Below are 20,433 nucleotides of genomic sequence, written 5' to 3'. Positions count from 1 at the left end.
TGCGATTACCTCAGTTTCAGGGTGGCGAGACCGAACAGCACCAGGATCACGGTGATGATCCAGAAGCGCACGATGACCCGCGGCTCGGGCCAGCCCTTCAATTCGAAATGGTGGTGGATCGGCGCCATGCGGAAGACGCGCTTGCCGGTCAGCTTGAAGGACGCGACCTGGATGACCACCGAGAGGGTCTCCATGACGAAGACGCCACCCATGATGAACAGCACCACTTCCTGGCGGACGATGACGGCGATGGTGCCCAAGGCGGCGCCCAGCGCCAGGGCGCCGACGTCACCCATGAAGACCATGGCCGGATAGGTGTTGAACCAGAGAAAGCCCAGGCCGGCCCCGATCAGGGCGCCGCAGAAGACGATCAGTTCGCCGGAGCCTTCCACATAGGGAATAAGCAGGTAATCGGCGAATTTCACGTTGCCCGACAGGTAGCAGAAGATGCCCAGGGCACCACCGACCATCACGGTGGGCATGATCGCCAGGCCGTCGAGGCCGTCGGTGAGGTTGACCGCGTTGCTGGAGCCGACGATGACGAAGTAGGTCAGCACAACGAAGAAAATCCCCAGCGGGATTTCGATGTTCTTCAGCAGGGGCAGGATCAGTGTGGTTTCGATCGGCGCCTTGGCCGTTACGTAGAGAAAGATCGCCGCCCCCAGGCCGAATACCGATTGCCAGAAGTACTTCCAGCGACTGGGCAGGCCGCGGGAATTCTTCTCGATCACCTTGCGATAGTCGTCGACCCAGCCGATGGCGCCGAACAGGAAGGTCACCGCCAGCACGGTCCAGACATAGCGGTTGTGCAGATCGGCCCACAGCAGGGTGCTGATGCCGATGGTGGTCAGGATCAGGGCGCCACCCATGGTGGGGGTGCCGGATTTGGACAGGTGCGACTGGGGGCCATCGTTGCGCACGGCCTGGCCGATCTGGCGGATCTGCAGGGTGCGGATCATCCAGGGGCCGAGCCACAACGACAGCAACAGGGCGGTCAGAACGCCCAGAATGCCGCGCAGGCTGAGGTATTGGAAGACGGCGAAGCCCTTGTAGAACTGTTGCAGGAACTCCGCCAACAGCAGCAGCATCAGTGTTTCTCCTCGGTGTTGATAGCGCAGAGCGCGGCGACGACCTTGTCCATCGCGGCGCTGCGGGATCCCTTGATCAGCAGGGTGGTTCCGGCCCGGTCCTCGTCCGCCAGGGCCTCGATCAGTTGTTCGCGATCGGCGAAATGCCGGGCCTCGGCGCCATAGGCGCGGGCCGCATGGGCCATCGAGGGACCGACGCTGTAGAAGGCATCCACCGTGCCGCGGGCGTGCTCGCCCACCTCGCGATGGCCCTGTTCGGTCCACTCGCCCAGCTCGGCGATATCGCCCAGGACCACCACCCGACGGCCCGGCAGGGCAGCCAGCAGGTCGATCCCGGCCTTCACCGACGCGGGGTTGGCGTTGTAGCTGTCGTCGATGACCTGGGCGCCGCGCTGGCTGGTGCGGGTCAGGGTGCGGCCCTGGACCGGTGCCGCGGCGGCGAGACCACGGGCGATGGTGGCCAGCTCCAGCCCCAGGCTGAGCGCTGCGGCAGCGGCGGCCAGGGCATTGCCGACGTTGTGGGTACCTAGCAGCTGCAGGGTGACCGGCGCCTGGCCCTGGGCTGTGTGCAAGAGGAAGCTCGGGCGACCCTGGGCATCCAGGGTCACCTCGCTGGCGCGCACGTCGGCGCGGGTATCCAGGCCGAAGGCGACGACGCTGCGACCGGCCGCGCGGCGCTGCCAGGTCTCGAAGGCCACGTCGTCGCGGTTGAGCACCACGGTGCCTGCCTCGCCCACGCCTTCGATGATCTCGCCCTTGGCCTCGACGATACGATCGACGCCGCCGAATTCGCCCACATGGGCCTGGCCGGCGTTGGTAATGATAACGACATCCGGGCGTGTCAGGCTCACGGTATAGGCGATGTCACCGACATGGGAAGCACCCAGCTCGATGACGCCATAGGCGTGCTCGGCGGCCAGTTGCAGCAGGGTCAGGGGCGCGCCGAGGTCGTTGTTCAGATTGCCCTGGGTGGCCAGGGTGGCGCCCTGCTGCCGCAGGATGGCGGCGAGCAGTTCCTTGACCGTGGTCTTGCCACTGGAGCCGGTCACGGCGGCGAGCTTGCCCTGGAACAGATCCCGATTGAAGGCGCCCAGACGCCCCAGCGCCAGGCGGGTATCGGCGACTACCAGCTGGGGCAGCTGGACCTCGGGCACGGCCCGCTCCACCAGGGCTGCCGCAGCGCCCTGGGCGGCCACGTCGGCCAGATAGGCATGACCATCGAAACGCGGCCCAGTCAGGGCGACAAAGAGCTGTCCAGCCACGGCCTTGCGGCTGTCGGTGCCGACGCCGTCGAACAGGGCATCGGCACCCAGCAGGTTACCGGTCAGGGCCTCGGCCACTTCGGTGAGGGTGAAGGTTCTAAGCATGCTGTCGCTCCCAGGCGGTCAGGGCCCGCTCGGCCTGGTCGAGATCGGAAAAGGGATGACGGACACCGGCGATTTCCTGGTAGGGCTCATGGCCCTTGCCGGCCAGCACCACGATGTCCTGGGCGGTCGCCGCGGCCACGGCCTGGGCGATGGCCGCTTCACGCCGGCCGGCGAAGCTCACCTGCTCGGGATGCGCGAAGCCGGCGCGGATATCGGCGACGATGGCGGCCGGATCCTCGGTACGGGGGTTGTCGTCGGTCACCACCACCTGATCGGCCAGGCGCTCGGCCACCGCGGCCATCTCCGGCCGCTTGCCGCGATCGCGATCGCCGCCGCAGCCGAACACGCAGACCAGTCGACCCTGGGCACCGACATGGGGCCGCAGGGCGGTGAGCACCTTGTCCAGGGCATCGGGGGTGTGGGCGTAGTCCACCACCACCAGCGGTCGCCCGGCGCCGCCCAGGCGCTGCATGCGCCCGGCCGGGCCCTGCAACTGCGGGAGGATGGCGAGGATGTCGGCCAGCGCATGACCGAGACCCAGCAGGGCACCGATGGCGGCCAGCAGGTTGCTCAGGTTGAAGCGCCCGATCAGCTGGCTGCGCAGCTCGCCAGTGCCCTGGGCGGTGACCAACTGGGCGCGCACACCGTGGTCGTCGAAGTGGATGGCCTGGCAATGGAGGCTGGCGGCCGGATCGCTCAGGCTGTAGGTCAGGGTCGCGGCCGGGCTGGGGCGAGCCGCCAGCTCGCGGCCAAAGGCGTCATCCAGATTGAGGACACGGGCGCCGAGCCCCGGCCAGGCGAACAGCTGGGCCTTGGCTTCGCCATAGGCGGCCATGGTGCCATGGTAATCGAGGTGATCGCGGGACAGGTTGGTGAAGACCGCGACCTTGAAGGCCAGCGCCGCCACCCGGCCTTGGGCCAGGCCATGGGAAGAGACTTCCATGGCGACGGTAGTGGCGCCGTCTTCGGCCAGTTCGGCCAGGGTCGCCTGCAGCTTGAGGGCATCCGGGGTGGTGTGACGGCCTTCGGCGAGAGCGCCATGGAAGCCGCTACCCAGGGTGCCGACGATGCCGCAACGCTGACCGAGCAGGTCACAGGCCTGGGCGATCAACTGGCTGACACTGGTCTTGCCATTGGTACCGGTGATGCCGACCAGCGCCAGGCGCCGGCTCGGCTCGCCATGGAAACGACCGGCGATGGCGGACAGCCGTGCGGCCAGGCCCTCGACGGCGACCAGGGGGATGTCCAGGGCCGGCAGTGCGGGAGCGTCCTTCGCCTCATAGGCGATGGCCGCCGCGCCGCGCTCGGCACCGCTGGCGATATGGGCGCGGCCGTCGCTGTGCAGACCGGGAATGGCCAGGAACAGCGAGCCCGGGCGGACTTCGCGACTGTCCAGTGCCAGACCGCCGATGTCGACGGCAGTGGTAGCTTCAGGCAGGAGGTCGGTCAGCAGGCGGCTCATCGATCACGCTCCCCGACCAGCAGCGGCTTGCCGGCCTGGGCCTGCTGCACCGGCAGCGGCTGGAGGTTGTCCGGCTGGATGTTCATCAGGCGCAGGGCGCCGGACATCACGCGGCTGAACACCGGCGCCGAGACCACGCCACCGTAGTAGCCGCCCTTGCTCGGACGATCGATCACCACCACCGCGGCCAGGCGCGGATTGCTGGTGGGGCCGAAGCCGGCGAACAGCGAGCGATAGGAATTCTCGGCATAGCCACGGGTGCCGGTGCTGGTCTTGCGCGCGGTCCCGCTCTTGCCGGCGACGTGGTAGCCCGGTACCTGGGCGCGGAAGGCCCCGCCCGGAGCTTCCACGACCTGCTGCAGCATGCCCTGCAGGGTCTTGGCAACGCGCTCTTCCACCGCCTGATCGCTGGCCGGGGCCATGTCCAGGCGCACCATGGACAGCGGCACCGAGCGACCGTCGTTGGCCAGCACCGAATAGGCATGGGCCAGTTGCACGGCGGTCACCGCCAGGCCATAGCCATAGGACAGGGTCGCGGTCTCGGCCGGACGCCAGTTGCGATGGTTGGGCAGATTGCCGACCCGCTCGCCGGGAAAGCCCAGACCGGTGTCCTGGCCGAGGCCCACGGCGCGCATGGCGTTGTAGATGTTCTCGCCACCGACGTCGAAGGCGATCTTGCTCATGCCGACGTTGCTGGACTTGATGAGGATGCCGGTCAGGTCCAGGGCGCCGTCGCTGTGGGAGACGTCCTTGATGGTGTAGCGACCGATCTGCAGCGAACCGGGATAGACGTTGACCTTGTCGGAGGGCTTCCAGCGTCCGCTGGCGAGCGCCGCGGTCATGGAAATCGGCTTCATCACCGAGCCGGGCTCCATGACGTCGATCATCGCTCGGTTGCGCATGGCGGCCGGTTCGAGACTGCGGCGATTGTTGGGGTTGTAGGTGGGCATGTTGACCATCGCCAGGACTTCGCCGGTCTTGACGTCGACGATGGTCAGGCTGCCGGCCTCGGCTTCGAACTGGGTCAGGGCATTGCGCAGTTCGCGCGCGGCGAGATACTGCAGCCGCAGGTCGATGGACAGCGCCAGGGTGTTGCCCGGCTTGGCGTTCTTGGCGACCTGGACATCGCGGATCAGCCGACCGCGGCGATCCTTGACCACCTGGCGACGACCCGGCACGCCGGACAGCCACTCGTTGAAGGCCAGTTCGATGCCTTCGCGGCCGTGGTCGTCGATATCGGTGAAGCCGACCACATGAGCCGCCACCTCACCTGCCGGATAGAAACGCCGAAATTCCTCGATGTCGTAGACCCCGGGAATCTTGTGCGCCTTGACCTGGCTCATCACCGCCTCGCCCTGCTCGGGCGTGAGGCCGCGAGCCAGGTAGAGAAATTCCTTGCTGGCGTTCTGCTCGATGCGCTTGGCCAGTTCCGCACGCGGCTGGCCGACAGCATCGGCCAGGGTCGCCCAGCGATCCTCGGCGCCCAGCAGTTCCTTGGGATTGATCCACAGGGTGGTGACCGGCGTACTCACGGCCAGGGGCTCGCCGTTGCGATCGGTGATCAGGCCACGGTGCGCGGGAATGGGGATGGTGCGCACGCTGCGCGCATCGCCCTGCCCCTTCAGGAAAGCCCGGTCGATCACGTGCAGATCGACGATGCGCCAGATGATGGTGCCGACCATGACCAGCAACAGCCCGATAATGAGGCTGAAGCGCCATGGCAGGCGCGCGATCAGGCCTTTCACGGATTGACCATCCGGATTTCGGTCGGATCGGGAATGCGCATCTGCAATTGGCCGCTGGCCAGGGCCTCGACCCGACTGTGGGCGGTCCAGGTGCTCTGCTCCAGCAGCAGCCGACCGTATTCGGCCTGGGCCTTGTCGCGGATGGCCATCTCGCCATAGAGGGTGTTGAGCAGCTGGCGATTCCAGTGGGCGCTATAGGCCACGGCTACCGCCGACAACAGTACGCCGGCGAACAGCACCAGCATGACGCTGCTGCCCAGAGGCAGTTTCTTGACGAAGAGCCGGCTCATTTCAGCTTCTCGGCAATGCGCATCACGGCACTGCGGGCGCGGGGATTGGCGGCCAGTTCGGCTTCGCTGGCGTAGACCGGCTTGCCCAGCAGGCGCAGCGAGGGTTCGAAGACCGTGGCGCGGATCGGCAGGTCGCGCGGCAGCTGGTCCGCCTCGCCCTTGGCCAGTCGGCGCATGAATTGTTTGACGATGCGATCTTCCAGCGAGTGAAAACTGATCACCACCAGCCGGCCACCCACGGCCAGTTGCTCGTAGGCCGCCTGCAGGCCCTGCTCCAGATCGCTCAGTTCGCGATTGATGTAGATACGCAGCCCCTGGAAGGCGCGGGTAGCAGGATGCTTGCCCTTTTCCCAGGCCGGATTGGCCTCGGTGAGCACCTTGGCCAGGTCACCGGTGCGCTCGAAGGGCTGGACTTCACGGCGCTGCACCACGGCGCGCGCCATGCGCTTGGCGAAACGCTCTTCGCCGAATTCCTTGAATACCTGGGCGATATCGGCCTCGGGCGCCGTGGCGATCCAGGCGGCAGCGCTCTGCCCCCGACTCGGATCCATGCGCATGTCCAGGGGACCGTCCTGCATGAAGCTGAAACCGCGCTCGGGATCGTCGAGCTGGGGCGAGGACACGCCCAGATCCAGCAGCACGCCATCGACCTGGCCGGACCAGCCACGGCTGACGAGTTCATCGCCCAGCTCGGCGAAACTGCGCTGGACGATTTCGAAGCGGGGATCTTCCGCGGCCAGGGCCTGGCCGGCGGCGATCGCCTGGGGATCCTTGTCGAAGCCCAGCAGCCGCCCTTCTCCACCCAGCAGGCGCAGCACGGCCCGGCTGTGTCCGCCGCGGCCGAAGGTACCGTCCAGATAACGGCCGGCAGGCTGGATCGCCAATGCCTGTACGGCCTCGTCCAGGAGAACGGAGACGTGGTGGAAGACTGGGTTCATGGTCACAGGATCAAATCGCGCATTTCATCCGGCATACCGCCGGGTTCCTTAATCGCCAGGAGATCCGCGTCGCACACGGCACTCCAGGCGTCCTCATCCCATAACTGGAACTTGTTGAGCTGACCGACCAGCATCACGCGCCGGTCCAGCTTGGCGTATTCACGCAGGCGCGGCGGAACCAGGAAACGGCCACTGCCGTCGAGTTCCAGATCCACCGCATTGCCGATCAGCAAGCGCTGCAGGCGGCGAGTCTCCTCACGTAGCGAGGGCAACTGCCGCAGCTTGCTTTCGATGATTTCCCATTCCGGGAGTGGATAGACGCAAAGGCAGGGGTCGACGGCATCGATCGTCACGATGAGCTGGCCGGCACAACGCTCCAGCAGCTCGTCACGATACCGGCTCGGCATCGCGGCGCGCCCCTTGGCGTCGAGACTGATGGCGTTCGCTCCCCGGAACAATTTCGCGTCCTCTAATAGGCTGTCCTTGCCATTAAATCCCACTTCACCCCACTTCGTACCACCGGCCGCCACTATATTGAGGAGGGCCGCTTTCAGTCAAGGTAAGCGAGGGGGTAGCCAGGCCGCGTGGGACGGGGATTTCGAGCAAATTGCACGAGTTCACGGCCAGGACGAACGACATCGATTTCCGACAAACGGAAATGAAGTCAATTGATTGGCTCAATTGATTAAAGTGATGTCTTAAGAAGAGGTCTCAGACCCCAGGCGCAGAGGCCCAGGAGGGAGGGGGTGCGAGAGCCGACCTGTAAGCCGGGTTCTGTCGAGGACAGTCATTCCTCTGGGACAACCATCGCTGATTGCCTCTAGCGACCTACCCGAATCCAGCGCGGGCCACGCCTATGGATTCCTATTTGGTCTTGCTCCAGGTGGGGTTTACCTAGCCACGAACTGTTGCCAGCCGTGCGGTGCGCTCTTACCGCACCTTTTCACCCTTACCGGCGCTTGCGCGCTTAGGCGGTTATTTTCTGTGGCACTTTCCGTAGGCTCACGCCTCCCAGGCGTTACCTGGCACCTCGCCCTATGGAGCCCGGACTTTCCTCCCTCGCAACCCTTGCGGATCACGACAGCGACTGCCCGGTCGGCTCTCGCGGCGCAAGGGTATAGAGACTGGGGGCGGATAACAAGGAAAGATGCCCACTAATTCACCCTCACTCAGCCCGGCTCGCCCTTGCGCTCCAGGGCCAGCTGATAGAGCTGGTTCTTGCGCGCGCCGGTGATCTGGGCGGCCAGGGCCGCGGCGCGCTTGATCGGCAGCTCGGCCGACAGCAGATCGAGGATGCGCAGGGTCTCGGCATCGACCTCCGCGTCCTCCGGCGCCGCCCAGCCACCCACCAGCAGCACGCACTCGCCGCGCTGCTGATCCAGATCCGCGCGAATCCAGGCCAACAGCTCGCCGGCGGGCAGCCCGCGCAGGGTCTCGAAGGTCTTGGTCAATTCGCGACCGAGGACGATGTGTCGCTCAGGCCCGAAGGTGCTCACCATGTCGGCCACGCAATCCTCGAGCCGGTGGGGCGCCTCGTAGAAGATGAGCGTGCGCGGGTCTTCGCGCAGCGCCGCCAGGCGTCCCTGCCGGCCTACCGCCTTGGCCGGCAGGAAGCCTTCGAAGCTGAAGCGATCCGAAGGCAGACCGGCCGCCGACAGCGCCGCGACCAGGGCGCAGGCGCCGGGAATCGGCGAGACCCGGACGCCCTGGGCGCGCGCCGCCCGCACCAGGTGAAAGCCCGGATCGGAAATCAGCGGCGTGCCCGCATCGGAGATCAGGGCGACGTCTTCCCCCGCCAGCAGCCGAGTGATGAAGCGACCGCCGGCATCGCGTTCGTTGTGGTCGTGACAGGCCGCGAGCGGCGTCTCGATGCCGAAATGGCGCAGCAGGCGCGCCGAATGACGGGTGTCTTCGGCGGCGATCAGGGCCACTTCGCGCAGGACCTTGAGCGCGCGGGCGGTGATGTCGTCCAGGTTGCCGATGGGCGTGGCAACCACATAAAGAGTACCCGGCGAAAGCATGATGAAACCTGACGGACTGGAAATAGCCCAACAGTGTACGCCGCTCTCGCCCTCGGCGTTCGCAGCGCTTGGGTGCTGTGAGACAATCGCCCCCTTTCCAGACTTTTGCTCAGGAACCACAGCATGAAGTTCCGCCTGCGTCCGCTGCTCTGCGCCACCGCCTTCGCCCTGCTCGCCGCCTGCAGCAGCTCGCCCGTCAACAACGCCCTCGGCGACCTGCCCCAGCCCACCCAGGCCAGCATCGAGCAGCTGCTGAATCAGGCCGGCTCCAGTCAGTCCGAGCAGGCCAATCTGCTGCGCCTGGCCGCCGCCGACAAGGCCTATGCCCAGCAGAATTCTCGCGAAGCGCGGCAGATCCTGGGCTCCATCAATCTCGAAGGCCTCAAGCCGGCCCAGCAGATGTTCGCCCAGACCCTGCTGGCCCAGCTCGACCTGCTCGACAAGCAGCCGGCCCAGGCGCTCAAGCGCTTCGACCACCCGAGCTTCGCCCAACTGGGCGAACTGCCGGCCCAGCAGCAGATCCGCAGCGGCCTGACCAAGGCCGCGGCCCAGGCCGCCAACGGCCAGCCGCTCGCCGCCGCCCAGGAACGCATCTTCCTCGGTCCGCTGCTGGACGGCGATGCCGCCCATGACAACCGCGAGCAGATCTGGCAGCTGGTGACCAGCCTGCCGGACGCGCAGTTGCGCCAGAGCGTGAAGGACGCCGACCTCAATGGCTGGCTGGCGCTGGCCGCCATCACCCGCGGCAACCTGGCGCTCGATCAGCAGCTCGCCGCCATAGAGGAATGGCAGAAGCAGAACCCCGGCCATCCTGCCGCGCGCAATCTGCCCGATGACCTGGAGCGCCTGAAGACCCTGGCGCGGGAACCGCTCAATCGCGTCGCCCTGCTGCTGCCGCTGCAGGGCCAGCTCGCCGGCGTCTCGCGCGCGCTGCAGGACGGCTTCATGGCCGCCCGCTACGAAGCCCTGGCCGCCGGCCAGAGCGCCCCGGCCGTGACCGTCTACGACAGCACCCAGATGGGCTCGCTGGACGCCTTCTACCGCCAGGCCCAGGCCGCCGGCATCCAGCTGGTGGTCGGCCCGCTGGAGAAGAACTTCGTCAAGCAGCTGGGCGATCGCCCGCAGCTGCCGATCAATACCCTGGCGCTGAACTACGGCGACAGCCAGGGCGCCCAGCCGCCGCAACTCTTCCAGTTCGGCCTGGCCGCCGAGGACGAGGCCCGCGAGGCCGCGCGCCGGGCCTGGGCCGACGGCAAGCGCAGTGCCGGCGCCATGGTGCCCCAGGGTGACTGGGGCGCTCGCGTGCTGGCCGCCTTCCAGAACGAGTGGCAGCAACTGGGCGGGCGCCTGGTCGCCGCCGAGCGCATCGGCCAACCGGTCGAGATCGCCAATCGCATCACCAGCCTGTTGCAGATGCGCCAGGGCATGGACTTCATCTTCCTCGCCTCGACCCCGGCCCAGGCCCGTCAGATCAAGCCGATCCTGGTCTACCAGAACGCCCGCGACCTGCCGGTGTACGCTACCTCCAACCTTAACAGCGGCGTCAACGAACCCGGCGCCAACCAGGATCTCAACGGCATCCTGTTCTGCGAAACCCCCTGGCTGCTGGACCCGAGCAATCCGCTGCGCGCCAAGATCACCGCCCAGTGGCCGCAGGCCGGCACCAGCATCGGTCGGCTCTATGCCATGGGCGCCGATGCGTACCTGCTGGCGCTGCACCTGCAGCAGCTCAAGGCCCTGCCCAACTCCGAGCTGCCCGGCCTGTCCGGCAACCTGAGCGTGGCGCCCGACCAGCGCGTGGTGCGTCACCTGCCCTGGGCGGAATTCCGCAACGGCGTGGTCCAGCCGCTGCCGGCCAACAATGCACCGCTGCCCACCACCAGCGTGCCGGCCTCGCTCAGCACCCCGTGAAGCAGGCGCCGCATCTCCAGCGCGGCAGGCAAGCCGAGGATCGCGCCCTGCAGTTCCTGCAGACGCGCGGCCTGCGGCTGATCGCCCGCAACTGGCGCTGGCAGGGTGGCGAGCTCGATCTGGTCATGCTCGACGGCGATACAGTAGTATTCGTCGAGGTACGCGCCCGCAGGCACACCGCCTGGGGCGGCGCCGCGGAAAGCATAGATGCCCGCAAGCGGCAGCGACTGGTCAACAGCGCCGCCCTCTTTCTGCAATCCGAAGCGCGCTGGGCCAAGCGGCCCTGTCGTTTCGACGTGATCGCGATCGGCCCCGGGGCCGACGCATCCCCTCAGGCACTCGAATGGATCAATCAGGCCTTCGACGCCTGAGGCCCTCCACAGCACAGGTCAAAGATATCGCGATGGACACCCACGCCCGCATCCAGAAGCTCTTCCGGGACAGCATCGAAACCAAGCGTCAGGCCATGGAAGTCCTGATTCCGCATATCGATCTGGCCAGCCAGGTCATGGTTGCGGCCCTGCTCAACGAAGGCAAGATCCTCACCTGCGGCAATGGCGGCTCCGCCGGCGATGCCCAGCACTTCTCTTCGGAGCTGCTGAATCGCTTCGAGCGCGAGCGCCCCAGCCTGCCGGCCCTGGCCTTGACCACCGACACCTCGACGCTGACCTCCATCGCCAACGACTACAGCTACAACGAGGTGTTCTCCAAGCAGATCCGCGCCCTGGGTCAGCCCGGCGACATCCTCCTGGCGATCTCCACCAGCGGCAATTCGGCCAACGTGATCCAGGCGATCCAGGCTGCCCACGACCGCGAGATGACCGTGGTCGCCCTCACCGGCCGCGACGGCGGCGGCATGGCCTCCCTGCTGCTGCCCGAAGACGTCGAGATTCGCGTGCCTGCCAAGGTCACCGCCCGCATCCAGGAAGTGCACCTGCTGGTGATCCACTGCCTGTGCGACCAGATCGATCAGCAACTGTTTGGAAGCGAAGAATGAAGAAGGCTCCCCTGCTCGCCATCCTGGCGCTGTCCTTTGCGGTCGCCGGCTGTAGCAACGTGGTCACCGCCAGCCGCGACAAGCCCATCGACGACAACCGCGGCACCCGCACCCTGGGCAGCACCGTGGACGATGCCCTGATCGAGACCAAGGCCTCGGTCAACATCTCCAAGGCCAATGCCGATCTGGCCAGCTCGCACATCGTGGTGGTGAGCTACAACGGCGTGGTGCTGATCGCCGGGCAGACGCCGCGCGCCGATCTCAAGGCCCAGGCCGAACAGGCCGTGCGCAGCGTGCAGCGGGTCAAGACGGTGCACAACGAACTGCAGGTCACCGGCAACTCCTCGCTGCTGGCGCGCAGCAACGATTCCTGGTTGACCACCCGCATCAAGACCCAGATGTTCGCCGATGAAGACATCCCCGGTTCGCGCATCAAGGTGGTCACGGAGAACGGCATCGTCTACCTCCTGGGCCTGGTGACCCAGCAGGAAGGCGCCCATGCCGTGCAACTGATCCAGAGCGTCTCGGGCGTACAGCGCATCGTCAAGCTGTTCGAATACATCAACTGATCCGTATTCGCCGCCCACTAAAAAGCCCCGCTGATGCGGGGCTTTTTAGTGGGCGGCGTGTCTTAGGCAGCCTGCCACTCGCTTTCGGCCTCGTCGCGGGTCTTGGCCAGGCGTACCTGACTGCCATCCACCGACTGGACCCAGCTCAGCGGAATGTAGTGATGCTTGCCATCGGCATCCTGATCGCGCTTGGTCAGCTTGATGCGATCGGCGCCTTCCATATGGTCGACGGTGCCCACGTGCTGGCCGTCCGAACCGACAACTTCCGCATGCTCTTTGATCTGGGTTGCATCTACCATGGTGGTTCTCCGGCAGGTTAAGAATTAAGAGGCGGCTCTCTGAGTGCCTGCAGGATAGGAGATGCAAGACGCCGTCTGGGTTCGGCCCGTGCCGACGAAAGGCTGGCATGGTGGTCAGAGGGCCGAGACCTGTGAAGAGGATCCAACGATGAGCGACGAGCCGAGCAAGCTGACCCGCTCCAAGGAGCGCTGGGCCCAGGAGGGACGCTTCCTCACCGGCCAGGGCGCGCGTGCGGAAAGCGAGCGTCTGCCACCTGGCCAGCACCGCGTCAGCAACTGGCCGGTCCTGGACCTGGGCATACGCCCGGAGGTCAGCCGGGAGCGCTGGCAACTGGCGGTGACCGGCGCGGTCCGCAAGACGCTGCGCTGGAACTGGGAAACCTTCGTCGCGCGGGCGACTACCGAGACGGTCAGCGACATGCATTGCGTCACCACCTGGTCACGCTATGACAATCGCTGGATCGGTCTGCCGATAGCTGAATTGCTCGACGAGGTGCAGCCGCGGGACGAGGCGACCCATGTGCTCCTGCACAGCCATGACGGTTACATCACCAATCTGCCGCTGGCCGATTTCGCCGCGCCGGGCGCCATGCTGGTGCACAGCTGGGAAGGCCAGCCGCTGACGGCCGAACACGGCGGGCCGGTACGGGCCCTGATCCCGCATCTCTATCTGTGGAAAAGCGCCAAATGGCTCAGGCGCATCGACTTCCGGGTCGGCGACACGCCTGGCTTCTGGGAAATGCGCGGCTATCACGACCGCGGCGATCCCTGGCAGGAACAGCGCTATTCCGAGGACGCCTGAAGGCGCCTCAGTGCGCCGCCGGGGCCAGTTGCAGCTCTACCGGATCGCCGGGATTGAGGCTGCGGATACGGAATTCGTCGCGGCTGAGGCTGAGGATTTCCGTGGGATAGGTGATGCCTTCCTCGATCATGTTCAGGCCCTTCTCGGTGCGCGTCCAGCGGCCCAGGGAGGGCTGGCTGCTCGGCGAGGCCATCACCAGGGTGCCGTCGCTGAGGAAGACGTAGAGCATCCCCGGCTCGATGCTGTTGCTGGTCTTGATCTGCCAGACCTTGTTGACGAAGCCTTCCTGGGCACTGCCCTGCTTGTCGCGTCCGCCCTGACCGTAGCCGATCACTCCGGCCACGATACAGAGCGCGCCTATCACCAGCACCACCACGCGCCAGTAACGACGCGCCTTGTCTTGCAAACTCATGTCACTCCTTGGGTGTTCTTGAGGCTGGCCAGGTAGGTGCCCAACGGGGGGCGCTCCTGGAAATAGCCATGCAGACCGGCAAAGATCGAATCGGCCAGCTGCTTCTGGTGACGACTGTCGAGCAGGCGTCGGCAGTCGCGATCATTGGAAATGAAGCCCGTCTCGACCAGGATCGAGGGGATATCCGGCGATTTGAGCACAGCGAAGCCCGCCTGCTCCACTCGTTTCTGGTGCAGGTTGGTGATGCTCGACAATTGCCCCAGCACCTTGTGGCCCAGGTCCAGGCTCGACGAGATGGTGGCGTTCATCGACATATCCAGCAGCACGCCGGCGAGCATGGGATCGCGTCCCTTGAGAATCTCGTTGGCGCCGATCAGGTCGACGTTGTTCTCGCTGTCGGCCAGGAAGCGCGCCGTGGTGGAAGTCGCTCCCCCCTCGGACAGGGCATAGACCGAGGCGCCGTAGGCGGTGCGCCGCGGCGCGGCATCGGCATGCACCGAGACGAACATGTCGGCGTTATAGCTGCGCGCGACCTCGACGCGCTTGCGCAGCGGCACGAAGAAGTCGTCGTTGCGCACCAGCTTGGCCTTGAAGCCCTTCTGCAGGTTGATGCGACGCGCCAGATTCTGCGCCACGATCAGGGCGATGTCCTTTTCCCGATCGCCCCGGGCGCTCAGCGCACCCGGGTCCTTGCCGCCGTGACCGGCATCGACCACCACCATGATGTCGCGCCCCGTGGCCAGGCCCTTGCCGCGCTTGAGCTCCAGTGGCGGCTCGGCGTCGGCCGGCTTGCGGGCAGCCACTACCGGCGCTCCGGCGCGCTTGAGATCGAGCACCAGACGATTGGCCGCGCCCTCGCCCGGACCGAGGATGAAGCTTTCCACCTCTACCGGATGGGCCAGTTCCAGCACTACCCGGGTGTCCTGGGCGCCATAGTGAGCGCTGCGCACGGCGCGCACCGCCGACCCCTGCAGGGCGAGGTGGTTGAGCACCGCGGGGGCCTGGGTATCGGCGAGATCGAGAATGATGCGATCCGGCGCGACCAGGGTGAAGGTCTTGTAGCGCACCGGTCCGGTGAGCTCGAAGACCAGGCGGAGCTTGTCGGCATCCTGCCAGGCCCGGGCACCCTTGAGTTGCTGCCGGGCGGCAAACGCCGGCAACCCGACGGGCAAGGTCATGCCAGCCAGGATCAGATTGAGCAGACGACGGCGATTCATGAGGTCCTCGCAAGAAACGAGAAACGGCTGGGAAGTTACAACATAACGCTAAAGATCGCCTGCCGCCTGGTCCCTGTCAACTGCCATTCGGACAAAATAATCCTTAGAAAACCGGGGCATAGCGTTCGTTTGCAGAATCAGCTTTAGATACAGTGACTTGCCGAGGCCAGCAGCCGGTCCGTCAAAGTGGCAAACCGCGAGAAGTGCGACGGAGAGCGAATTTATCGGCGCCGCCATCGTCGAAGTGTCAGGCACTTCCGCCTTTGAAGGGATCACACCATGAACAAGAAGATTGCTGTCGCGACCGCGCTGCTGGCTGGCACCGTACTGGCGGGCTGCTCCTCGGTGAAGAACACCGCCGACTACACCGTGGGCCGCGTCGAATTTCGCGAGCAACCGCTGGTGAAGCAGGTGGACAAGGGCATGAGCAAGGCTGACGTGCTGCGCCTCGGTGGCACCCCGTCGAGCACCTATACCCGCAAATTCCGTCCCGGCACCTGCAACAACTATGTGCTCAACAAGGATGGCAAGGAGCAGGTCTATTCGATCGGCTTCGACAGCATGAACCGCGTCGACAGCAAGGACTTCGAAACCTGCGAAAGCGCCGACCGCGCCTGAGCCGGGAGCTGACCGGCCGGCCAGGCCGGGTGTCCTGAAGGACGCTGGCGGCGTCTGATGGACAGGATGGGCGAGCGGCAGCACCATGGGCCCTCGCCATTCCCGATCGCTGCGCCAACCTCCTGCACTGTGGATCGACGCAGGCGCGGCCAGCGCCGCCAGGTTCTACCCATCGTTCCAAGGAATTCAGGCATGTCCAGACGTCACCTCATACTCACAGCTGCCGTGCTTTCCCTGACTGGCTGCGGTGGCTATGACTACAGTTGCGATGCGGCCAAGACCGCCGAGCTGGTCCGTCAGCAATACGCCCAGACCATCAACGAGATCTATGCGGACGACATCGCCGCCGGCCAGCCCGCGCTGGAAGCCGGCCAGGTCTCGCTGGTCGACATCAAGACCCAGGAAGAACCCTCGGACAGCGGCGAAGCGGGCTTCTATACCTGCAACGCGACCGTCGAGGCCACCTGGCCCAAGGCCGCCCTCGAGCGCCTGGCTCCGGCCGCCGCCCAGCTGGCCAGCGTCGGTGCCATCCTCGAGAACGGCCACCTGCGCCATGCGCTGAGCTACGAGTCCTCGCTGGAAGGCAGCGACAAGCAGCGCGTCGACATCACCCTGCCCGAAGCCGTGGACCTGAGTCTCAAGACCCTGGCCGGCCAGGAGCCCATGGACGAATACCTGGAAGACGCTCCCGACGGCGAACAGGAAGCGCCCTAGGCCTTGCCTGAAAAGTGCCTGCGCTCGGTCATGCGGCGTTAAAAATCCGCTGGGTCGCCAGTCCGATCGGAATGCTCATTTGCCCTTCGTGAAATCGAGCGCGAGTCCGATCCGCTTCCTCACGGATTTTTGCCTTGCCTGACCATCGCTCGGCGACTTTCAGACAAGTCCTACCCCTTGGACGCCGGCCTGCTGTGCAGTGCTGGCGCCCGGGTGTATGATCCGAATTCCCCTCCGCCAGCATCCTCCGGCGGGTTCGTGAGCCCTGGCAGCCCCTGTGGAGATCCCGCATGGCGTGGCCGCCCTCCGGCTCGGCAACCGTCACTCCGCGTTTGCACCGTGCCTCGTCTGCGCTCACGATGACCAGAACCGTGATCTAGAAAGCCGCCTCGGAGAGACGCTTCATGCCTGACTATCGCTCGAAAACCTCCACCCAGGGCCGCAACATGGCTGGCGCCCGGGCGCTCTGGCGCGCCACCGGGATGAAGGACGAAGACTTCAAGAAGCCCATCATCGCCATCGCCAACTCCTTTACCCAGTTCGTGCCGGGCCATGTCCACCTCAAGGACCTCGGCCAGCTGGTCGCCCGGGAAATCGAGAAGGCCGGCGGCGTGGCCAAGGAATTCAACACCATCGCCGTGGACGACGGCATCGCCATGGGCCACGACGGCATGCTCTATTCGCTGCCGAGTCGCGAGATCATCGCCGACGCCGTGGAATACATGGTCAATGCCCACTGCGCCGATGCCCTGGTGTGCATTTCCAACTGCGACAAGATCACCCCCGGCATGCTGATGGCCGCCCTGCGCCTGAACATCCCGGTGGTGTTCGTCTCCGGCGGCCCCATGGAAGCCGGCAAGACCAAGCTGGCCAGCCATGGTCTGGACCTGGTGGACGCCATGGTCATCGCCGCTGACAGCTCGGCCAGCGACGAGAAGGTCGCCGAATACGAACGCAGCGCCTGCCCCACCTGTGGCAGCTGCTCGGGCATGTTCACCGCCAACTCCATGAACTGCCTGGTCGAGGCCCTCGGCCTGGCCCTGCCCGGCAACGGCTCCACCCTGGCCACCCACGCCGACCGCAAGGAGCTGTTCCTGCAGGCTGGGCGCACCATCGTCGAGCTGTGCCGTCGCTACTATCAGGAAAACGACGAGTCGGCGCTGCCGCGCAACATCGCCTGCCATGCGGCCTTCGAAAACGCCATGACCCTGGACATCGCCATGGGCGGCTCGACCAACACCATCCTGCACCTGCTGGCCGCCGCCCAGGAAGCCGAGATGGACTTCGATCTGCGCGACATCGATGCCCTGTCACGTAAGGTGCCGCAGCTGTGCAAGGTGGCGCCGAACATCCAGAAGTACCACATGGAAGACGTGCACCGCGCCGGGGGCATCTTCAGCATCCTCGGCGAACTGGCCCGCGGCGGTCTCCTGCATGCCGACCTGCCCACCGTGCACAGCCGGACCCTGGGCGAAGCCATCGAGCGGTGGGATATCACCCTGACCCAGGACGAGGCGGTGAAGACCTTCTTCCGCGCCGGTCCCGCCGGCATCCCGACCCAGGAAGCCTTCAGCCAGGCGACTCGCTATGACACCCTGGACGACGACCGTGCCGAGGGCTGCATCCGCAGTGTCGCGCATGCCTATTCCCAGGAAGGTGGTCTGGCCGTGCTCTACGGCAACATCGCCCTGGACGGCTGCGTGGTGAAGACCGCCGGCGTGGATGAATCCATCCATGTGTTCGAGGGCAATGCCAAAGTCTTCGAAAGCCAGGACGCGGCGGTGCGCGGCATCCTCGCCGACGAGGTCAAGGCCGGCGATATCGTCATCATCCGCTACGAAGGGCCCAAGGGTGGTCCGGGCATGCAGGAGATGCTCTACCCCACCAGCTACCTGAAATCCAAGGGCCTGGGCAAGCAGTGCGCCCTGCTCACCGACGGTCGCTTCTCCGGCGGCACCTCGGGCCTGTCCATCGGCCATGCCTCGCCGGAAGCCGCGGCGGGCGGTGCCATCGGCCTGGTGCGCGATGGCGACAAGGTGCTGATCGACATTCCCCAGCGCAGCATCAACCTGCTGGTGAGTGACGAAGAGCTGTCCCACCGCCGCATCGAGCAGGACAAGCTGGGCTGGAAGCCGGCACAACCCCGTGCCCGCCGCGTGACCACCGCGCTCAAGGCCTATGCCCTGCTGGCCACCAGTGCCGACAAGGGCGGCGTGCGCGACAAGGCCCTGCTGGGCTGATTCTCAGGCTCCGGGGGACGGTATCCGCCGTCCCCCGGATGCTCCGCCCCACCTTCCCGCCGGCTTTCTCCGCTCTATCTCGCCCTTCCGCTCGCCTCCTTTCCTCTTTGCCGCGCCTGGCCCTTCTGCAGCAGGAAAAGCCCTCGCCATGACCCCATTCCAGAGGGGTTCCACAGTTGCTTGGCTTGCTATTTTTGCAGAAGCACAACCTGTGATTCAGCTCACATCACGCTGTAATCGAGCCGCTAGGCCGTTGAGTGATCAAAGGCTACCCTCCGTCTGCCGCTGAATTGATTCAGCGATAGCTTTGTAGTCAGGTTGGTTTCCAATGGTCACACCTATACCGATCTTCCGCTCGAGCACGGCGGATCAGGTGCTGGCCAGGCACTGAGTTACACAACAACAATAAAACAGGGAACATAAATGAATAAGAAAAAGGCTATGCCCTTGGCCAGGGTTTCGGTCGCGTCCTTGATGAGCACTCTTCTCCTGATTCCTGCGGCGCACGCCCTGGAAACCACCGGTTACTTCCGTACCGGTCTCGGTGACTCCTCCGGTTCGGACTCCATGCGCTGCTTCAAGCTGCAGGGCGCGCAGTCCAAATATCGCCTGGGCAACGAGTGCGAGCAGTACGGCGAACTGGCGCTGAAGCAGAACGTCTTCAATCTCGACGACGGCTCGGCAATCGGCGTCTACGGCATGGGCAGCTTCTTCAACAAATACGATCGCACCCCGACCTTCAATGGCGACAACGGCGCGATTCGTGCGGTCCAGGCCTACGCCTACTGGAACAACATCGCCGCGCTGAACGGCGGTAACCTCTGGGCCGGTCGGCGTTACTACAAGCGTAACGACATCCACATCTCCGACTTCTTCTACTGGAACCAGAGCGCCACCGGCGGCGGTATCGAGGACGTCAATATTGGCGGCCTGAAGTACAGCCTGGCCTTCTCGCGCAAGGACAACCAGAACCAGAAGGATTTCCAGAACCGCATCGACTTCAACGTCGCCGGCTTCAACACCAACCCCAATGGTTCGCTGGAAATCGGTGTCAGCTATCTGGACAAGCCCACCAATCAGCCCAACGCCAACAGTGGTGTAGCCGTGACGCTGCAGCACAAGCAGGCCAACTTCATGGGCTGGGGCGGCGTGAACACCTTTGCCGTGCAGCGCGGCCAGGGTCCGGGCACCGCCCTGGGCAGCACCGGCGATCCGACCCTGAGCAGCGCCGACGTCTCCTATCGCGTCGTCGACTTCTTCGACTGGCAGATCAGTCGCTACTGGGGTGGCCAGATCGCCGCGGTCTACCAAAAGGACGAGCGTCCGAATGGCAACGACCTGCGCTGGACCTCGCTGGGCGGGCGTCTGGTGTACGGCATCACCGACCAGTTCAAGTTCTCCACCGAACTGGGCCATGACCAGGTGCAGGCTCCCGGCGGCACTCGCAAGCTGACCAAGCTGACCCTGGCACCGACCTGGTCGCCCAAGGGTCCGGAATTCAAGTCGCGTCCCGAATTCCGCCTGTTCTACACCTATGCCGCCTGGAACCGGGCAGCCCAGCAGGCAGCCGATGAATTCGACGCCGGCTCCGCGCTGTCGAGCACCGGCAGCTTCGGCAACGATCTGCACGGATCCAACGTCGGCTTCCAGATCGAGCAGTGGTGGTAACAGCTCTACCGCGCCCCGCGGTGTGCCCGGGGGGGGGCGGGCGCCGCCCCCCCCCCGCCCACCAAATAAAAAACC

At 65.6% G+C, this 20,433-nt stretch carries 20 protein-coding genes and 1 other RNA gene; 9 read left to right on the top strand and 12 right to left on the bottom strand.

Annotated elements, in window-relative coordinates:
- Nucleotides 1–5: 5 nt before the first annotated feature.
- The 9 genes from mraY to rsmI form a co-directional block, all read right to left on the bottom strand.
- Entirely contained in the window at nucleotides 6–1,088 is a 1,083-nt protein-coding gene (mraY, locus tag QMX82_RS07055) for a phospho-N-acetylmuramoyl-pentapeptide-transferase (RefSeq protein ID WP_007162057.1), read from the bottom strand.
- Nucleotides 1,088–2,455 (bottom strand): UDP-N-acetylmuramoyl-tripeptide--D-alanyl-D-alanine ligase, encoded by a 1,368-nt coding sequence (locus QMX82_RS07050; RefSeq protein ID WP_282281865.1) that lies wholly within the window; start codon nucleotides 2,453–2,455, stop codon nucleotides 1,088–1,090. The genes mraY and QMX82_RS07050 overlap by 1 nt, the downstream gene beginning before the upstream one ends.
- Nucleotides 2,448–3,917, bottom strand: coding sequence for a UDP-N-acetylmuramoyl-L-alanyl-D-glutamate--2,6-diaminopimelate ligase (locus QMX82_RS07045; protein WP_282281863.1), 1,470 nt, complete (start codon nucleotides 3,915–3,917; stop codon nucleotides 2,448–2,450). The genes QMX82_RS07050 and QMX82_RS07045 overlap by 8 nt, the downstream gene beginning before the upstream one ends.
- Nucleotides 3,914–5,599: a peptidoglycan D,D-transpeptidase FtsI family protein gene (locus QMX82_RS07040; RefSeq protein ID WP_442969375.1), complete on the bottom strand. Its 1,686-nt coding sequence runs from the start codon at nucleotides 5,597–5,599 to the stop codon at nucleotides 3,914–3,916. The genes QMX82_RS07045 and QMX82_RS07040 overlap by 4 nt, the downstream gene beginning before the upstream one ends.
- Before the next feature lie 59 nt (nucleotides 5,600–5,658).
- Nucleotides 5,659–5,952 (bottom strand): cell division protein FtsL, encoded by a 294-nt coding sequence (ftsL, locus tag QMX82_RS07035; RefSeq protein ID WP_017640714.1) that lies wholly within the window; start codon nucleotides 5,950–5,952, stop codon nucleotides 5,659–5,661.
- Nucleotides 5,949–6,890: a 16S rRNA (cytosine(1402)-N(4))-methyltransferase RsmH gene (gene rsmH / locus QMX82_RS07030; protein WP_280311417.1), complete on the bottom strand. Its 942-nt coding sequence runs from the start codon at nucleotides 6,888–6,890 to the stop codon at nucleotides 5,949–5,951. The genes ftsL and rsmH overlap by 4 nt, the downstream gene beginning before the upstream one ends.
- 2 nt (nucleotides 6,891–6,892) lie before the next feature.
- Entirely contained in the window at nucleotides 6,893–7,348 is a 456-nt protein-coding gene (gene mraZ, locus QMX82_RS07025) for a division/cell wall cluster transcriptional repressor MraZ (protein WP_007162063.1), read from the bottom strand.
- A 289-nt stretch (nucleotides 7,349–7,637) separates the two neighbouring features.
- Nucleotides 7,638–7,993, bottom strand: an RNA gene (gene rnpB, locus QMX82_RS07020) — RNase P RNA component class A.
- 66 nt (nucleotides 7,994–8,059) lie between these two features.
- A complete protein-coding gene (gene rsmI / locus QMX82_RS07015; protein WP_282281848.1) occupies nucleotides 8,060–8,911 on the bottom strand; it encodes a 16S rRNA (cytidine(1402)-2'-O)-methyltransferase in 852 nt (283 codons plus the stop codon).
- Between the two features lie 123 nt (nucleotides 8,912–9,034).
- On the opposite strand from rsmI, the gene QMX82_RS07010 reads away from it, so the two are divergent.
- The 4 genes from QMX82_RS07010 to QMX82_RS06995 are packed head-to-tail and all read left to right on the top strand — an operon-like array spanning nucleotide 9,035 to nucleotide 12,388.
- Nucleotides 9,035–10,822: a penicillin-binding protein activator gene (locus QMX82_RS07010; RefSeq protein ID WP_208692485.1), complete on the top strand. Its 1,788-nt coding sequence runs from the start codon at nucleotides 9,035–9,037 to the stop codon at nucleotides 10,820–10,822.
- Entirely contained in the window at nucleotides 10,819–11,193 is a 375-nt protein-coding gene (locus tag QMX82_RS07005; RefSeq protein WP_282281846.1) for a YraN family protein, read from the top strand. Before QMX82_RS07010 ends, QMX82_RS07005 begins: the two co-directional genes overlap by 4 nt.
- A gap of 32 nt (nucleotides 11,194–11,225) precedes the next feature.
- Nucleotides 11,226–11,819 (top strand): phosphoheptose isomerase, encoded by a 594-nt coding sequence (locus QMX82_RS07000; protein WP_007162067.1) that lies wholly within the window; start codon nucleotides 11,226–11,228, stop codon nucleotides 11,817–11,819.
- Nucleotides 11,816–12,388, top strand: coding sequence for a BON domain-containing protein (locus QMX82_RS06995; RefSeq protein WP_208692486.1), 573 nt, complete (start codon nucleotides 11,816–11,818; stop codon nucleotides 12,386–12,388). Before QMX82_RS07000 ends, QMX82_RS06995 begins: the two co-directional genes overlap by 4 nt.
- Nucleotides 12,389–12,450: 62 nt before the next feature.
- Here QMX82_RS06995 and QMX82_RS06990 read toward each other — a convergent pair whose 3' ends face one another.
- Entirely contained in the window at nucleotides 12,451–12,687 is a 237-nt protein-coding gene (locus QMX82_RS06990) for a DUF2171 domain-containing protein (RefSeq protein ID WP_208692487.1), read from the bottom strand.
- A gap of 148 nt (nucleotides 12,688–12,835) precedes the next feature.
- On the opposite strand from QMX82_RS06990, the gene QMX82_RS06985 reads away from it, so the two are divergent.
- Nucleotides 12,836–13,489 carry a sulfite oxidase-like oxidoreductase gene (locus tag QMX82_RS06985; RefSeq protein WP_208692489.1) on the top strand — a complete coding sequence of 218 codons (654 nt, stop codon included), beginning with the start codon at nucleotides 12,836–12,838 and terminating at the stop codon, nucleotides 13,487–13,489.
- 7 nt (nucleotides 13,490–13,496) lie between these two features.
- Here the strand turns inward: QMX82_RS06985 and QMX82_RS06980 are convergent, their stop codons facing one another.
- Nucleotides 13,497–13,901 (bottom strand): hypothetical protein, encoded by a 405-nt coding sequence (locus QMX82_RS06980; RefSeq protein ID WP_208692491.1) that lies wholly within the window; start codon nucleotides 13,899–13,901, stop codon nucleotides 13,497–13,499.
- Nucleotides 13,898–15,118 carry an N-acetylmuramoyl-L-alanine amidase gene (locus tag QMX82_RS06975; protein ID WP_282281827.1) on the bottom strand — a complete coding sequence of 407 codons (1,221 nt, stop codon included), beginning with the start codon at nucleotides 15,116–15,118 and terminating at the stop codon, nucleotides 13,898–13,900. Before QMX82_RS06975 ends, QMX82_RS06980 begins: the two co-directional genes overlap by 4 nt.
- A gap of 279 nt (nucleotides 15,119–15,397) precedes the next feature.
- On the opposite strand from QMX82_RS06975, the gene osmE reads away from it, so the two are divergent.
- The 4 genes from osmE to QMX82_RS06955 all read left to right on the top strand — a co-directional run bounded on the left by osmE (nucleotide 15,398) and on the right by QMX82_RS06955 (nucleotide 20,358).
- Nucleotides 15,398–15,736, top strand: coding sequence for an osmotically-inducible lipoprotein OsmE (gene osmE / locus QMX82_RS06970; protein WP_133862565.1), 339 nt, complete (start codon nucleotides 15,398–15,400; stop codon nucleotides 15,734–15,736).
- Nucleotides 15,737–15,928: 192 nt separating this feature from the next.
- Nucleotides 15,929–16,450 carry a hypothetical protein gene (locus QMX82_RS06965; protein ID WP_132832850.1) on the top strand — a complete coding sequence of 174 codons (522 nt, stop codon included), beginning with the start codon at nucleotides 15,929–15,931 and terminating at the stop codon, nucleotides 16,448–16,450.
- 404 nt (nucleotides 16,451–16,854) lie between these two features.
- Nucleotides 16,855–18,690: a dihydroxy-acid dehydratase gene (gene ilvD / locus QMX82_RS06960; protein ID WP_158893330.1), complete on the top strand. Its 1,836-nt coding sequence runs from the start codon at nucleotides 16,855–16,857 to the stop codon at nucleotides 18,688–18,690.
- A 474-nt stretch (nucleotides 18,691–19,164) separates the two neighbouring features.
- Nucleotides 19,165–20,358 carry a maltoporin gene (locus QMX82_RS06955; RefSeq protein ID WP_256664555.1) on the top strand — a complete coding sequence of 398 codons (1,194 nt, stop codon included), beginning with the start codon at nucleotides 19,165–19,167 and terminating at the stop codon, nucleotides 20,356–20,358.
- The last annotated feature ends 75 nt before the right edge of the window (nucleotides 20,359–20,433 follow it).

The organism is Pseudomonas sp. PS02302, assembly GCF_029959585.1.
Classification (GTDB): domain Bacteria; phylum Pseudomonadota; class Gammaproteobacteria; order Pseudomonadales; family Pseudomonadaceae; genus Chryseomonas; species Chryseomonas aestiva.
Note: the sequence above shows the minus strand (reverse complement) of the source record. Positions and strands in the feature narration are given on the sequence as shown.

Coding starts and splice junctions, on each gene's coding strand:
- mraY (WP_007162057.1), bottom strand. CDS start 1,088: ATGCTGCTGCTGTTGGCGGAGTTCCTGCAACAGTTCTACAAGGGCTTC.
- QMX82_RS07050 (WP_282281865.1), bottom strand. CDS start 2,455: ATGCTTAGAACCTTCACCCTCACCGAAGTGGCCGAGGCCCTGACCGGT.
- QMX82_RS07045 (WP_282281863.1), bottom strand. CDS start 3,917: ATGAGCCGCCTGCTGACCGACCTCCTGCCTGAAGCTACCACTGCCGTC.
- QMX82_RS07040 (WP_442969375.1), bottom strand. CDS start 5,599: ATGGTCGGCACCATCATCTGGCGCATCGTCGATCTGCACGTGATCGAC.
- ftsL (WP_017640714.1), bottom strand. CDS start 5,952: ATGAGCCGGCTCTTCGTCAAGAAACTGCCTCTGGGCAGCAGCGTCATG.
- rsmH (WP_280311417.1), bottom strand. CDS start 6,890: ATGAACCCAGTCTTCCACCACGTCTCCGTTCTCCTGGACGAGGCCGTA.
- rsmI (WP_282281848.1), bottom strand. CDS start 8,911: ATGCTTTCGCCGGGTACTCTTTATGTGGTTGCCACGCCCATCGGCAAC.
- QMX82_RS07010 (WP_208692485.1), top strand. CDS start 9,035: ATGAAGTTCCGCCTGCGTCCGCTGCTCTGCGCCACCGCCTTCGCCCTG.
- QMX82_RS07000 (WP_007162067.1), top strand. CDS start 11,226: ATGGACACCCACGCCCGCATCCAGAAGCTCTTCCGGGACAGCATCGAA.
- QMX82_RS06995 (WP_208692486.1), top strand. CDS start 11,816: ATGAAGAAGGCTCCCCTGCTCGCCATCCTGGCGCTGTCCTTTGCGGTC.
- QMX82_RS06990 (WP_208692487.1), bottom strand. CDS start 12,687: ATGGTAGATGCAACCCAGATCAAAGAGCATGCGGAAGTTGTCGGTTCG.
- QMX82_RS06985 (WP_208692489.1), top strand. CDS start 12,836: ATGAGCGACGAGCCGAGCAAGCTGACCCGCTCCAAGGAGCGCTGGGCC.
- QMX82_RS06980 (WP_208692491.1), bottom strand. CDS start 13,901: ATGAGTTTGCAAGACAAGGCGCGTCGTTACTGGCGCGTGGTGGTGCTG.
- QMX82_RS06975 (WP_282281827.1), bottom strand. CDS start 15,118: ATGAATCGCCGTCGTCTGCTCAATCTGATCCTGGCTGGCATGACCTTG.
- osmE (WP_133862565.1), top strand. CDS start 15,398: ATGAACAAGAAGATTGCTGTCGCGACCGCGCTGCTGGCTGGCACCGTA.
- QMX82_RS06965 (WP_132832850.1), top strand. CDS start 15,929: ATGTCCAGACGTCACCTCATACTCACAGCTGCCGTGCTTTCCCTGACT.
- ilvD (WP_158893330.1), top strand. CDS start 16,855: ATGCCTGACTATCGCTCGAAAACCTCCACCCAGGGCCGCAACATGGCT.
- QMX82_RS06955 (WP_256664555.1), top strand. CDS start 19,165: ATGAGCACTCTTCTCCTGATTCCTGCGGCGCACGCCCTGGAAACCACC.